The 13819-nt window shown below is 71.7% G+C and carries 13 protein-coding genes; 10 read left to right on the top strand and 3 right to left on the bottom strand.

Features of this window, described 5'->3' with window-relative positions:
- Window positions 1-51 precede the first annotated feature (51 nt).
- The 3 genes from OHA30_RS24055 to OHA30_RS24065 all read left to right on the top strand — a co-directional run bounded on the left by OHA30_RS24055 (window position 52) and on the right by OHA30_RS24065 (window position 4122).
- Window positions 52-1548: a M20/M25/M40 family metallo-hydrolase gene (locus OHA30_RS24055; protein ID WP_328915948.1), complete on the top strand. Its 1497-nt coding sequence runs from the start codon at window positions 52-54 to the stop codon at window positions 1546-1548.
- Window positions 1545-2483 (top strand): NAD(+) diphosphatase, encoded by a 939-nt coding sequence (gene nudC, locus OHA30_RS24060; protein WP_328915949.1) that lies wholly within the window; start codon window positions 1545-1547, stop codon window positions 2481-2483. The genes OHA30_RS24055 and nudC overlap by 4 nt, the downstream gene beginning before the upstream one ends.
- A 403-nt stretch (window positions 2484-2886) precedes the next feature.
- Window positions 2887-4122: an IS30 family transposase gene (locus OHA30_RS24065; RefSeq protein ID WP_443045123.1), complete on the top strand. Its 1236-nt coding sequence runs from the start codon at window positions 2887-2889 to the stop codon at window positions 4120-4122.
- Window positions 4123-4206: 84 nt separating this feature from the next.
- Here the strand turns inward: OHA30_RS24065 and OHA30_RS24070 are convergent, their stop codons facing one another.
- Window positions 4207-4464, bottom strand: coding sequence for a mycoredoxin (locus OHA30_RS24070; protein ID WP_328915950.1), 258 nt, complete (start codon window positions 4462-4464; stop codon window positions 4207-4209).
- Window positions 4465-4646: 182 nt separating this feature from the next.
- On the opposite strand from OHA30_RS24070, the gene OHA30_RS24075 reads away from it, so the two are divergent.
- The 5 genes from OHA30_RS24075 (at window position 4647) to OHA30_RS24095 (ending at window position 8498) form a co-directional block, all read left to right on the top strand.
- On the top strand, window positions 4647-6860 hold the full coding sequence (locus OHA30_RS24075) for an ATP-dependent DNA helicase UvrD2 (protein ID WP_328915951.1): 2214 nt from the start codon (window positions 4647-4649) through the stop codon (window positions 6858-6860).
- Between the two features lie 137 nt (window positions 6861-6997).
- Window positions 6998-7336, top strand: coding sequence for a hypothetical protein (locus tag OHA30_RS24080; protein WP_328915952.1), 339 nt, complete (start codon window positions 6998-7000; stop codon window positions 7334-7336).
- A gap of 134 nt (window positions 7337-7470) precedes the next feature.
- Window positions 7471-7830, top strand: coding sequence for a WhiB family transcriptional regulator (locus OHA30_RS24085; RefSeq protein ID WP_405785353.1), 360 nt, complete (start codon window positions 7471-7473; stop codon window positions 7828-7830).
- On the top strand, window positions 7827-8162 hold the full coding sequence (locus OHA30_RS24090; protein ID WP_328915953.1) for a hypothetical protein: 336 nt from the start codon (window positions 7827-7829) through the stop codon (window positions 8160-8162). Before OHA30_RS24085 ends, OHA30_RS24090 begins: the two co-directional genes overlap by 4 nt.
- A 156-nt stretch (window positions 8163-8318) precedes the next feature.
- Window positions 8319-8498, top strand: coding sequence for a hypothetical protein (locus tag OHA30_RS24095; protein ID WP_328915954.1), 180 nt, complete (start codon window positions 8319-8321; stop codon window positions 8496-8498).
- Between the two features lie 43 nt (window positions 8499-8541).
- Here the strand turns inward: OHA30_RS24095 and OHA30_RS24100 are convergent, their stop codons facing one another.
- Window positions 8542-9891 carry an ABC1 kinase family protein gene (locus OHA30_RS24100; protein ID WP_328915955.1) on the bottom strand — a complete coding sequence of 450 codons (1350 nt, stop codon included), beginning with the start codon at window positions 9889-9891 and terminating at the stop codon, window positions 8542-8544.
- Between the two features lie 21 nt (window positions 9892-9912).
- Window positions 9913-11151 (bottom strand): ThiF family adenylyltransferase, encoded by a 1239-nt coding sequence (locus OHA30_RS24105; protein ID WP_328915956.1) that lies wholly within the window; start codon window positions 11149-11151, stop codon window positions 9913-9915.
- 221 nt (window positions 11152-11372) lie between these two features.
- Here OHA30_RS24105 and OHA30_RS24110 point away from each other — a divergent pair, with 221 nt between their 5' ends.
- Together OHA30_RS24110 and OHA30_RS24115 are read left to right on the top strand one after the other, a co-directional pair.
- On the top strand, window positions 11373-11954 hold the full coding sequence (locus OHA30_RS24110; RefSeq protein WP_328915957.1) for a M48 metallopeptidase family protein: 582 nt from the start codon (window positions 11373-11375) through the stop codon (window positions 11952-11954).
- Window positions 11955-12093: 139 nt separating this feature from the next.
- Window positions 12094-13815 carry a TerD family protein gene (locus tag OHA30_RS24115; protein WP_328915958.1) on the top strand — a complete coding sequence of 574 codons (1722 nt, stop codon included), beginning with the start codon at window positions 12094-12096 and terminating at the stop codon, window positions 13813-13815.
- The last annotated feature ends 4 nt before the right edge of the window (window positions 13816-13819 follow it).

Consider the following 13819-nt stretch of genomic DNA (forward strand, 5'->3'; position numbering starts at 1 on the left):
CCGCCGGGCCCACTCGAACGCGGCCCGCCGGGAGGGCCTAGGCTGCAAGCCATGAGCTCCACCTCGGACAACGACGTCCGCACGTACCTCCAGACCCACCGCGAACCCTTCCTCACCGCCCTCACGGAGTGGCTGCGTATCCCCTCGGTCTCCGCGGACCCGGACCGCGCGCCCGACCTCCACCGCAGCGCCGCCTGGCTGGTCGCCGCGCTCAAGGACACCGGCTTCCCGGTGGCCGAGGTGTGGGAGACGCCCGGCGCCCCCGCCGTCTTCGCGGAGTGGCCCAGCGGTGAGCCCGACGCCCCGACCGTGCTGGTCTACGGCCACCACGACGTCCAGCCCGCGGCCGCGGCGGACGGCTGGGACACCGAACCGTTCGAACCCGTCGAGAAGGACGGCCGGCTGTACGCCCGCGGCGCCGCGGACGACAAGGGCCAGGTCTTCCTGCACACCCTCGGCCTGCGCGCCCACCTCGCCGCGACCGGCCGTAGCGCCCCGGCGGTGAACGTCAAGCTCCTGATCGAGGGCGAGGAGGAGTCCGGCTCCCCGCACTTCCCCGAGCTGATCCGCGCCCGCGCGGAGGCTCTGGCCTGCGACACGGTGATCGTCTCGGACACCGGCATGTGGTCCGAGGACACCCCGACCGTCTGCACGGGCATGCGCGGCCTGGTCGACGGCCAGATCGACCTGTACGGCCCCGACCAGGACATCCACTCCGGCTCCTTCGGCGGCGCCGTCCCCAACCCCGCCACGGAGGTCGCCCGCCTGGCGGCCGCGCTGCACGACGACGACCGCCGGGTGACGATCCCCGGCTTCTACGACGGCGTCGTCGAGCTCACCGACCGTGAACGAGCCCTCCTCGCCGAGCTGCCGTTCGACGAAGCGGCCTGGCTGCGTACGGCCAGGTCGCACGCCGCCCTCGGCGAGAGCGGCCACTCCACGCTGGAACGTATCTGGGCCCGGCCGACCGCCGAGGTCAACGGCATCCACAGCGGTTACGGCGGCCCCGGCGGCAAGACCATCGTGCCGTCGACCGCGCAGCTGAAGTTCTCCTTCCGGCTGGTCGCGGGGCAGGACACGGCGAGGATTCAGCGACTGTTCACCGACTGGGTCGCCGAGCGGCTGCCCGCCGGTATCCGGCATGAGATCTCCTTCTGGGGCGGCGGCACCCGGCCGTGTCTGACCCCGCTCGACCACCCCGCGCTGCGTTCGCTCGTACGGGCGATGGGCCGGGCGTTCGGCCAGGAGATCCGCTACACCCGCGAGGGTGGTTCGGGGCCGGCCGCCGATCTCCAGGACGTGCTGGGGGTTCCCGTGCTGTTCCTGGGAATTTCCGTGCCGTCCGACGGTTGGCACTCGGTGAACGAGAAGGTCGATCTGGACCTTCTCTTCAAGGGAGTGGAGACCGCCGCCTATCTGTGGGAAGACCTCGCCGCGGACTGGCGTACGGAATCCTGGCAGCGCACCACGGCGACGCCGGCGACCTCGACGCCGGCCTCGACGACGACTTCAGCGAAGACAGCTACGGGGAGTGGGAAGCAGCTTTGACCGGACTCGACACGACATCGCGCCCGCTGGCCCTCACGTACGAGGGCGTGGACCGCGCCGCGCACCACCGCCTGGACGAGGCGTGGTTGGCCGCGGCCTGGAGCCACCCGACGACCAGGGTGTTCGTGGTCTCCGGCGGGCAGGTGCTGGTCGAGGACACGCCCGAAGGCCGTACGGAACTCGTCATGACCCCGGCCTTCGACGCGCCCGAGACCGAGACGCACCGCTACTTCCTGGGCATCGACCCCGACGGCGTGCGCTACTTCGCGCTCCAGAAGGACGCGCTGCCCGGACGGATGGACGAGGAGGCGCGGCCGGCCGGGCTGCGCGAGGTCGGCGGGCTGCTGTCCCCCCTTGAGGCCGGGCTGATGGTGCACGCGGTGGCGCTGGAGAACTGGCAGCGTATGCACCGCTTCTGCTCCCGCTGCGGCGAACGTACCGTCATCGCCGCCGCGGGCCACATCCGCCGCTGCCCGGCCTGCGGCGCCGAGCACTATCCGCGGACCGACCCGGCGGTGATCATGCTGGTCACCGACGACAAGGACCGCGCGCTGCTCGGCCGCCAGGTGCACTGGCCCGAGGGCCGTTTCTCGACGCTCGCGGGCTTTGTCGAGCCCGGCGAGTCGATCGAGCAGTCGGTACGGCGTGAGGTGCTGGAGGAGGCCGGCGTCGTGATCGGCGACGTCCAGTACGTGGCGAGCCAGCCGTGGCCGTTCCCGTCCAGCCTGATGCTGGGCTTCAACGCACAGGCCACGTCGTCCGAGATCAACGTCGACGGCGAGGAGATCCACGAGGCCCGCTGGTTCTCGCGCGACGACCTGCGGGCGGCGTTCGCCTCAGGCGAGGTGCTGCCCCCGTTCGGCATCTCGATCGCGGCCCGCCTCATCGAACTCTGGTACGGCGAACCCCTCCCACGCCAGGGCGCGAACCCGTAAGACCCGGGCCCGGGGTTGACCCGGGGCCCCTGGTGCGGCTCGGACGGGGAAGCGGCCGGTTTCGACGGCGGTGACGTGTCCTTCCCAAGCCTTATTGGGCCGGCGCGATTCGGCGGAATCCTTTTCCGGGGCTTCGTCGATGGAAATCGGCCGAGGGTGAACCGCCGGCGGCATACGGAAGGCCCCTGCCAGGCTTGGGTTCTAACGGTCCTCGCAACACCTGCGATCTGTGGGAGTTGCGGGGACTGTGGGCGTTGAGTGTGGGGATCGTGTGGGGTTGCGGGAGCGTTTCCTTGCGCGGCTGGATGCTGTGGGGAACGTGACGGTGGTGGCCCGTGAGCTGGGGGTGAACCGGAACACTGCTTTCGGCTGGGCCCGGAAGGCCGGACAGGGCTCGGTGCGCCTGCCGCGGCGGCATCCCGGGCGGGATGAGTACGAGCGGCTTCGGGCCGCCGGTGTCGCACGCCGGGTGGCGGCCCGGCAGGTCGGTGTGAACGAGCGCACGGCCAAGGACTGGGACTGGGGCGTCAAGAAGAGCGGCACCACACGCACCTATGCCGACGGCCGCCGTGTCGACTACACCACCGGGACCGTCACGATGGGCGGTGTGACCACAGTACCGGTGGGCCTGCCAGCCCTGGAAAAGCAACTGCATCCGCGATTTCTGACACTGGCCGAGCGCGAACAGATCCGCGATCTGCGTGCGCTGGGCTGGTCGCTGCGGGCGATCGGGCGTGCCCTGGGGCGGCCGGCGAGCACGGTCAAGCGGGAGATCGACACGAACTCCGGCACCGGGGGCTACCAGCCCTACGCCGCCCACCGCGCCGCTGCCGCGCGCAGGCCCCGGCCCAAGGACCGCAAACTACTGCGCGAGGGACGGCTGCGCCGCTTCGTCCAGGACGGACTGCGCAGGCGGTGGTCACCGGAGCAGATCTGCCACGCTCTGTTCAAGGAGCATCCCGACGACCGGAGCATGCGGGTGAGCGTGGAAACGATCTACCAGGCACTGTACTTCCAGGCCCGTGGCGGCCTGAGGCGGGAAGTGCAGGCCGCCGTCCGTTCCGGCCGGACCCGCCGCAAACCACGCCGCGACCCGCAGCGGCGCACACCACGGTTCACCGACCCGATGGTGATGATCAGCGACCGCCCCGCCGATATCGAGGACCGGGCGGTGCCCGGCCACTGGGAAGGCGATCTGATCATCGGCGCGGGCGGGCGCTCCGCGATCGCCACCCTGGTCGAGCGGACCACCCGCTACACCATGCTGGTCCACCTGCCCGGCGCAGCCCACGACGCCGAAACCGTCCGCGACGGCCTCGTCGCCACGATCCAGACCCTGCCCGCCCACCTGCGCGGCTCCCTCACCTGGGACCAGGGCAGCGAGATGGCACGCCACCAGCAGTTCACCATGGCCACAGGCATGCCCGTCTACTTCTGCGACCCCGCCTCACCCTGGCAACGCGGCTCCAACGAAAACACCAACGGCCTGCTCCGCCAGTACTTCCCGAAGGGAACCGACCTCAGCATCCACAGCCCCGAAGACCTCGAACACGTCGCCCAGGAACTCAACGGCCGCCCACGCAAGACACTCGACTGGGATACCCCAGCCGAGCGCCTACGTGATCTACTCACCACCTGAAACCAGGCGGTGTTGCGACGACCCCATGAACCCAAGAGGAAAGACAGGGGCCTTCTTCGCCGGGCGGGCTCGTCCGGGGCGGGCTCAGGCGCTGAGGGCCTGCTTGACCTGGGCGAGGCTCGGGTTCGTCATGACGACCTCGCCGTTGCCGCTGACGGGGACCACCAGGACGGTCGGCACCGTCTGGTTGCCGCCGTTGGCCTTCTCGACGAACTCCGCGGAGGCCGGGTCCTCCTCGATGTTGATCTCGTTGTAGGCGATGCCCTCGCGGTCAAGCTGCGTCTTCAACCGGCGGCAGTAGCCGCACCAGGTGGTGCTGTACATGGTCACGGTGCCCGACATCGGTGTTCGCTCCTCGTCGCTGGGGTCCCCGCCCGAGGCAGGGGGTCTGGGGGTGCTGCACCTGGAGAACGTCACAGCCGGGGTCGGAATTCCGGCCCGGTCGAAGCGCGGCGGGGCGGGCGTTCCGCCCGGGCTGTGGATAACTTCTCCGGGCTGTCGGCCGGACCTGGCAGAGTGGCGGGGTGACTGCGACAACCCACGACTCGCTCTTCCCCGCGGTGCCCGACTCGCCGGACGCGGTGCTCGCCGGCCTCGACCCCGAGCAGCGCGCCGTCGCCACGGCCCTGCACGGTCCGGTGTGCGTACTGGCCGGGGCCGGCACCGGCAAGACCCGCGCGATCACCCACCGGATCGCCTACGGGGTGCGCGCGGGGATACTGCCGCCCGCGAGCGTGCTCGCGGTCACCTTCACCGCGCGGGCGGCGGGCGAGATGCGCGGCAGGCTGCGCCAGCTGGGCGCGGGCGGGGTGCAGGCCCGTACGTTCCACTCCGCGGCCCTGCGGCAGTTGCAGTACTTCTGGCCGCGGGCGATCGGCGGCGAAATCCCGCGGCTGGTGGAGCGCAAGGTGCAGCTGGTCGCGGAGGCGGGCGCGCGCTGCCGTATCCGGCTGGACCGCAATGAGCTGCGGGACGTCACGGGGGAGATCGAGTGGTGCAAGGTCACCCAGACCGTGCCGGAGGAGTACGCGGCGGCGGCCGCCAAGACCGGGCGTGACGTGCCGCGCGACCCGGCCGAGATCGCGAAGATCTACACCACGTACGAGCAGCTCAAGCGGGACCGCGAGGTGATCGACTTCGAGGACGTGCTGCTGCTGACCGTCGGTGTGCTCCAGGACCGGCCGGACGTGGCCGAGACCGTGCGCTCGCAGTATCAGCACTTCGTGGTGGACGAGTATCAGGACGTCAGCCCGTTGCAGCAGCGGCTGCTGGAGCTGTGGCTCGGCGGCCGGGAGAATCTGTGCGTGGTCGGCGACGCCTCGCAGACGATCTACTCCTTCACCGGCGCCACCCCGGACTTCCTGCTGGGCTTCCGCAGCCGCCACCCGGACGCCACCGTGGTGAAGCTGGTCCGCGACTACCGGTCGACCCCGCAGGTCGTCGGGCTGGCCAACGGACTGCTGGGCAAGGCCCGCGGCCAGGCCGCCGCGCACCGGCTGGAGCTGATCTCGCAGCGAGAGCCGGGGCCCGAGCCGACGTACACGGAGTACCCGGACGAGCCGGCCGAGGCCGAGGGCGCCGCGCGGCGGATCAAGGAACTGATCGCCTCCGGGGTGCGGCCGAGCGAGATCGCGGTGCTGTACCGGATCAACGCCCAGTCTGAGGTGTACGAGCAGGCGCTGGCCGACGCCGGGGTGCCGTATCAGCTGCGCGGCGCCGAGCGGTTCTTCGAGCGGCCCGAGGTGCGTGAGGCCGGGCTGCTGCTGCGCGGCGCGGCGCGGGCGGGCGGTTCCTCGGACGAGGAGGGCGACGGCACGATCCCGCATCAGGTGCGCGCGGTGCTCAGCTCGCGCGGCTGGGCCTCGGAGCCGCCCGCGGGCTCGGGGGCGGTCCGGGACCGGTGGGAGTCGCTGGCGGCGCTCGTACGGCTGTCGGAGGACTTCGCGGCGGCCCGGCCGGAGGCGGACCTCGGGGACTTCGTGGCGGAGCTCGACGAGCGGGCCAACGCCCAGCACGCCCCGACCGTCGAGGGCGTCACCCTGGCCTCGCTGCACGCGGCGAAGGGCCTGGAGTGGGACGCGGTGTTCCTCGTGGGCCTGACCGAGGGCACGCTGCCGATCACCTACGCCAAGACCGACGAACAGGTCGAGGAGGAGCGGCGGCTGCTGTACGTCGGGGTGACCCGGGCCCGTTTCCATCTGGCGCTGTCGTGGGCGCTGTCGCGCTCGCCGGGCGGGCGCGGCGGCCGGCGGCCCTCGCGCTTCCTGGACGGGCTGCGGCCGGGTTCCGCGGCCCGCGGCGCCCGGGGCGCGGGCGCGGGGGGCGCGGGAGGTGGCGAGCGCGGCTCGGGAGGGCGCAAGCGGCGCGGTCCTGTGCTGTGCCGGGTGTGCGGGCGCACACTGTCCGAGGCCGGCGAGATCAAACTGATGCGGTGCGAGGACTGCCCCTCGGATCTCGACGAGGCGCTGTACGAGCGGTTGCGCGCCTGGCGCGCCGAGCAGGCCAAGGCGCTGGGACAGCCCGCGTATTGCGTGTTCACCGACAAGACTCTGCTGGCGATCGCCGAGGTCAGGCCGTCGGGGGAGGGGGAGCTGACCTCGATCGCGGGGGTGGGCGCGCGCAAGCTCGACAAGTTCGGCGCGGATGTGCTGGCGCTGTGCGCGGGGGAGGAACCAGGGGCTCCGGTTGAGGCCCCGGAAGACCTCGGGGAATCTTCTCAAGAAGAAGCCGAAAAATAGTTTGCGCATCGCGAGGAAGTCCTCATAGCCTGCGTGAGCACGGTCGGGAGCGGGTCTTCCAAGAGCCGCCAGGACTGTGATGTACTAGGCAAGTCCGTTCCACTGCCCTTACGAGACGCCGAGAGGAGGCGAGCCCAATGACCAGCCTGATGAACACCAAACTGACCGATCGTTCGGTGATCGCCGCCTCTGCATTCGGCATTTCGCTGCGTGGCACGGGTCTGTCCGTTCTGTCCGCTCTCCTTCCGGTCATGCCGGTCAGTGAGCGCGATGAGCGACCGACCCAGGCGCCCGCGGTAGCGGCAGCAGCGGCACAGGCGCAGGCCTATGCCTTTGCGGCGGCGGCCTACGGCGCCGGCGCTGGTACCGCCAAGGGCGCGACAGCCGCCAATGGTCACGCGAATGGACGGCAGAAGACGCAGCACGGCATGAAGTGGGCCTTCCGCGGGCTCGAACCCTGGAGTGATCCAGCCTGATAGCGCATCAGGTCGGCACCTCAGGGCCGCGGAATCCCACACCGGGAATCCGCGGCCCTTTTGTTTTCCCTCCAGACAGACACAACCGAAGACCGGCTCACCGGCCGGACCGACAGACGAGGAACGAACTCACCGTGCATACCGCCCCGCACGCATCGTCCGTACCCAAGCCCGACCTGAACCGCCCGCCGGCTGAGCCCCCGGAGACCACCTTGCTTCCCCTGACCGAGCTTGACGACGAGATCGAGCGACTCGGCGTACCCGTCCCCTGCCGGACCTTCGACCCGGAGGTCTTCTTCGCGGAGTCCCCGGCCGACGTGGAGTACGCCAAGTCCCTGTGCCAGACCTGTCCGGTCCGCGAGGCCTGCCTCGCCGGTGCCAAGGACCGCCGCGAGCCCTGGGGTGTCTGGGGCGGCGAGCTGTTCATCCAGGGGGTCGTGGTGCCCCGCAAGCGGCCGCGTGGCCGTCCGCGCAAGAACGCTGTCGCGGCATGAACACCAGGAAGATCCGGACGCCCGGCACCCTCGACCGCCCACTGACGCACGACCCCAGGAATCACGACCCCAAGAATCAGGCCCCGATGACACCCACCCTCAACGAGCTGCCCGCACGTGCTTCCGACGCCTGCGCGTCGTCCCAGAACAGGACCCTTGAAATGCAACTCATGCCAGAAGCCCTGGCCCGTGCCCAAATGCAACAGCGACTGCGCGAGGCCGAACACGAACGAAGGTCCGTGCGTCTGCTCGCCGCCCGTCGGCTCCAGCGCCGTGCGGAAAGGGCCTCGCTGCGCGCCCGGCGCGCACTGGCCATGGCCGTGATGCAGTAGCCGAAAGGCTCACCCGTGTCACCCATATGATCCGGTGCGAACAGAAAACCGCTCGGCGCCACTGACCTCGTACGATCTCGCGGGACCGGTCCGGAAGGGCCGGTCCCGCGGTGCGTTGGACGACAAACCCGGCGTCGGCGGAGGTATCGTCACCCAGTGGATCAGAAGACCTCTCAGACCACGACCACGTGTGCCCGTTGCGGAGCCGTTCACGAAGGTCTGCCGCTGACGTGGACCTGCTCCGTCGAGAACGGCCGGCGCGTCTATTTCTGCGACACGTGCGCGCGCGAGCATCTGCGCAGCATCGAAGGCCGCCTGGACTCCGACTGGTGGTAGCGGCCGGACCCCACGACAGCCGTCCGGTTCCGGCCCGGACGCCCTACGCGGACTCCGCCGTGCCCTCCGGGTCGAAACCGGGCAGCCACGCGCGCAGCTCGTCGCGCAGCCGCACGGTCGCGCCCAGCTGGCACAGCACACCGACGGTGCTCAGCGTCACCCGGTGAATCAGCAGATAGGACGGCGGCAGGTTCAACTGCTTGCCCAACTGGTGGGCGGGTGACCGCGGATCGGCGATCCGGGCCGCCTGCGCCCGCATCCACGCCCGGTCGAAGGGGAACTCCTCCCGCCCGGCCGGTTCGATGATCGGCCGCAGATAGTCGAGCACGGCCTCCGCGTCAAGGTTAATCGTCGGCTTGACGAAGCCCTCCTTGCGGAGCATCGCGTAGACCTGATCGGCGTCGTCCTCCAGGGCGAGCCGCAGCGCGGTGCCGATCGGCAGCGGCAGACCCTCGGGTAGCCGGTCGACCGTGCCGAAGTCCAGCACGCCCAGCCGCCACCCCGAGGCCGGTCCGTCGTCCGTCAGCAGCCGGAAGTTGCCCGGGTGCGGGTCGGCGTGCAGCAGCCCGGTGCGGGCCGGCCCGGCGAATAGGAAGTGTGACAGCAACTGCCCGGCCCGGTCGCGCATCTCCTGGCTGCCGCCCGAGATCACCTCGGACAGCGGCACCCCGTCCATCCACTCGGTGACCAGCACCTGGTCCGCCTGGTGCACCACGTCCGGCACCTCGATGTCCGGGTCCCCGGCGAACTCCACGGCGTGGACATGCTGGGCCCGCGCCTCCAGGGCGTAGTCCAGCTCCTCCGCGACGCGCTCGCGCAGCTCGGCCAGCAGCGGCTTGACGTCCATCCCGGGCACCAGCGGACCGAACATCCGTGCCACCCGGCCCAGTTGGGACAGGTCGGACAGGAGCGCGTCCCCGGCCCCCGGATACTGGACCTTCACCGCGACCTTGCGCCCGTCGCTCCACACCGCCCGGTGCACCTGCCCGATCGACGCCGCCGCGGCCGGGGTGTCGTCGAACTCGGCGAACAGCGAGCGCCAGTCCTTGCCCATCCGCTCGGACAGCACCCGGTGGACGGTGCGGGCCGGCAGCGGCGGGGCGGCCTCCTGGAGTTTGGTGAGCGCGGCCCGGTAGGGCCCGGCCACGTCCTCCGGCAGCGCGGATTCGAAGACCGACAGGGCCTGCCCGAACTTCATCGCGCCGCCCTTCAGCTCCCCGAGCACCTTGAAGAGCTGTTCCGCGGTGCGCTCCTGCAACTCGGAGGCGACCTCGTCGGCGGGACGGCCGCCGAGCCGCTTGCCGAGCCCGAGCGTGGCCCGCCCGGCGAATCCCAGCGGGAGCGCGGCCAGCTTCGCGGTCCGGGTCACCGCCTTGCGCGGAAGATCAGACATGCGCCCCTCATTTCCCGTCGGTCACATGGCCATTGTGCCCCTCCCCACCCGCGGCCCGTGGAGCAGAGCGCCGGTAGTCGCCGGCTCCCGCACTTTGGCCGCCCCCGCGACCCCACCCGTCCCCGCGCCCCCACGGCCCGCGCCCGGACGTACCACCGACTCCCGCAGGTCCCGCCGCCCGGGCCGGGCCCTCGCGCCGCACCCGCAGCGCCCGTCCCCCGGCAGCGGCCGCACCCGGGTGGAGAGCCGGCCGAGCGACAGCTCCACCCGCGCTCCCGCGCTCGGCGGCAGCCGCCCGTCCAGCAGCGCCAGCACATGGGCCGCCGCCAGCCCGGCGACGGCGGTGGCCAGCGCGATGTCGCAGGCCGGGACCGCCGACTGCCGACCCGATCCGAGCTGCGCCAGCATCCGCGGCCACGCCGGGTCGCCGTCGGCCAGCAGCAGCCCCAGGCACTCCCCGCAGGCCGTCCGTCCGGGCAGCACCAGCGGGCCCACCAGGCCCGTGCCCTCCAGTACGCCCGTATAGAGGTGCGGCACGGCCGCCGCGACCAGCTCGCGGGCCTCGTCCGGGTCCGGCGCGTAGGCGAGCAGCCCGTCCCGGGGCGCGAGCACCACCACGGACGTCCCGGGCGCGGCCCGCTCCCCGGGACCGTACCGGGGACTCACCCCCGGACCCGCCCGCCGCACCGCACCGCGACCTGCGGCGTCCCGACGGTCGCCGATGTGCTCGGCCGGGATGCCCGCGGGCCCCACGTCCCACGGCTCGACCCGCCCGGCGTCGACCAGGTCCACCGCGCCCACGCCGGCCGCCGACAGCACCGCCGCCAGCGCGGCGCCCACCCGGCCCGCTCCGTGCACCCGCACCCGCGAGGCCGTGCGGTGCCGTATCCGGGCCGCCGCCCCGCCCGCTTCCGGGTGCACCACCGACAGCGCGGCCAGATCGGGGCGGAGCCGGTCCAGCACGGCGGTGCGGTGCCGCAGGGCCCCCGACAGCGCCGCGTGGGCCGACGCGTCGTCCAGCACCCCGCCCTCCGCGAGCAGCCCCAGCAGCCGTCTGACCCGGTCGGGCGTCAGCCCCAGTGCGGCCGCGTCCCGCGTCACCGTTTCCGTACTGCGCGTGCCGTCCAGCAAATCGAGAAAGCCGGCCGCCGGTCCGTCCACCGGCTCCAGCACCACCGCGTGTACCGGATCGACTCCGAACTGCACGCTTTCCCGGTCCCGCCAGCTGCGCCGCAGGGCACCTTTCAGCATCGGACGCATCACTCCGCTCCTTTCTTTTCCCGCCCGCCACCATCGGGCCGCCGATTCATCACTCTGTGTGAGCGATAGCGCCAGAATGCCCGATAGGCCAGTGCCCGCACGGAAAGTTATCCACAGGCTGTGGGGGATAGTCGTTCAATATGCGTATGAAGCGAGGTGATTCACACGGCATCCGGCCCGGAGACGGGACTTCCCACAGGCGCAGCGGGTAACGTCGAAATGTGTCCGCCGATCCCGCGCGTAACCTCACCAGCCGGCCCGAGCCCGCTCGCGGCCTCCGGACGAGCGCTGTCGAAGTGCGTCGCAGCGCCCGCCGGCGGCGAACCGTGTCCGCGTACCGGGACGGGGATCGCACGGTCGTGCTGATCCCGGCCCGGATGTCCGCGGCCGAGGAGCAACGCTGGGTGACGGTGATGCTCGACAAGCTCGCCGCGCAGGAGAGCCGCCGGATGCCCGGCGACGACGAGCTGGCCACGCGCGCCGAACGGCTGGCGGAACAATATCTGCTCGGCCGGGCCGTCCCCGACACGGTCCGCTGGGTCACCAACCAGAACGCCCGGTGGGGCTCCTGCACCCCCGCCGAGGGCAGCATCCGCCTCTCCCACCGGCTCCAGGGCATGCCCGAGTACGTCATCGACTACGTCCTGCTGCACGAGCTCGCCCACCTTCTCGTCCCCGGGCACGGTCCGAGCTTCTGGAAGCTGCTTGAGGGCTATCCGCGCACCGAGCGCGCCCGCGGTTTCCTGGAGGGCGTGGTCGCGGCCGACCGACTGCCCCACCCGCCCGGCTCCCGCGAGGCATAGCCGCCCGTCGTCGGCAGACGCTGCGCGCCCGCGAGTTGTAGCAGGTCCGGTACAGGCCGGAGATGGCCGCTGTGGGACGGAGCGGTTAGCCTGTCGCAACGCAGCGAAGCGCAACGAGGGGATGGGGGACGGTCGCAGTATGGCCAGGGAATTCCAGCGTGGCCACAAGGCCAAGATCAGTGATCTGACACCCGGGACGGACCTGTACATCGGCGTGCAGATCAACGCTCCCGGGCTGACGTTCGACATCAGTTGTTTCGGGCTCGACGACAAGGAACAGCTGTCGGACGACCGTTACTTCATCTTTTTCAACCAGCCGAAGTCGCCCGAGGAGTCCATTCAGCTGCTCGGCGCGCAGGCCGGTGACACCGAGTCCTTCCGTGTCACCCTTGAGCGCATTCCGGCGGCCATTCGCAAGCTGTCGTTCACCGCGACCATTGACGGCGACGGGCGGATGTCGCATATCTCGCCCGGCTACATCCGGGTCGTGGCCGGTGGCGAGGAGGTCGCGCGGTACGCGTTCAGCGGCTCGGAGTTCAGCACCGAGCGCGCGGTGATGCTCGCCGACATCTACCTCAAGGACGTATGGCGGTTCGCCGCCGTCGGCCAGGGCTTCGACGGAGGACTCGCCGCGCTGCTGGAGAACTTCGGCGGAGAGGTCGCCGAGGAGGAGCCCGAGCCTCCGCAGCAGGCCGCGGTCCCCGGCTTCGCCCCGCCTCCTGGCGGCCAGGCGCCCGCCCCCGTGCCCGGCTTCGCCCCGCCGCCCGGCGGACCACCGCCCGCACCCCCCGCCCCGGCTCCCTCCTTCGGCGCACCGCCGGTCCCGCCGCCCGCTCCCGTTCCCCCGCCGCTCCCGGCTCCCTCCTTCGGCGCCCCCGCCGGCCCTCCGCAGCCCGCCGCCGCGCAGCAGTTCGCGCAGCCCGGCCCACCGCCGCAGTACGCGCAGGGCCAGGGGTTCACCCCGCCGGGCGACCCGTCGGTGCATCAGGCGCCCACGATGATCGCGCCGCTGGCCGCCCCGCCCGGCCAGGCTCCACCCGGTCCGCCGCCCTTCGGGCAGGTCCCGCCGCCCGTCGCGCCTCCCGGGCAGATCCCCGGCCAGCCGGTCCCGCCGCCCTTCCCGCAGCCCGCCTTCGGCGCCCAGCCCGCGGGCGGCCCCGCGGCCGGTTACGGCCACCCCGCCGTACCCGCCCAGGGCGCCGGGCTCGCCGTCGCCATGCAGAAGTACCGCGAACTGCCCACCGGTCAGCGCTGGACGCAGCAGAACCCGAAGATGATGCGCGCCGACCTCAGCCAGGCCGGCGGCCAGCCCGTGCTCGCCCGCCAGGGCAGCATGGTGCTCTACCAGGGGAAAGTCGACTTCGGCTACAAAGGCGCCGGATTCACCGGCCGGATCGTCGGCAACGTCACCGGCCAGGAGATGCAGCTGATGCGCTGTACGGGCGGCGGCCAGGTCTTCTTCGCCGAGAACGCGGCCTATCTGCACCCCATTGAGCTCCAGGGCGACGCCATCTGCGTCTCCGCCGAGAACGTGCTCGCCTTCGACGAGACCCTTCAGCACGAGGTGCGGCGCATCGAGGGCCACGGCATCCCCGGCGGCGCCCTCTACACCATGCAGTTCCACGGCACCGGGACCGTGATCGTCAAGACGCACGGTACCCCCGTGGTCCTCCCGGTCACCCCCACCACGTACGCGGACAGCAACGCGATCGTCGCCTGGTCGGCCGCCGCCCAGGTGATCGTCTCCAGCCAGGTCAGGCTGCGCAGGACCGCCTTCCCCGGCCACAGCGGCGAGACCGTGAACCTCCAGTTCCGCGGCGCTCCCGGCAACTTCATCGTCGTTCAGCCCTACGAGGTGTGACCCG

Source organism: Streptomyces sp. NBC_00223, assembly GCF_036199905.1.
Taxonomy (GTDB): domain Bacteria; phylum Actinomycetota; class Actinomycetes; order Streptomycetales; family Streptomycetaceae; genus Actinacidiphila.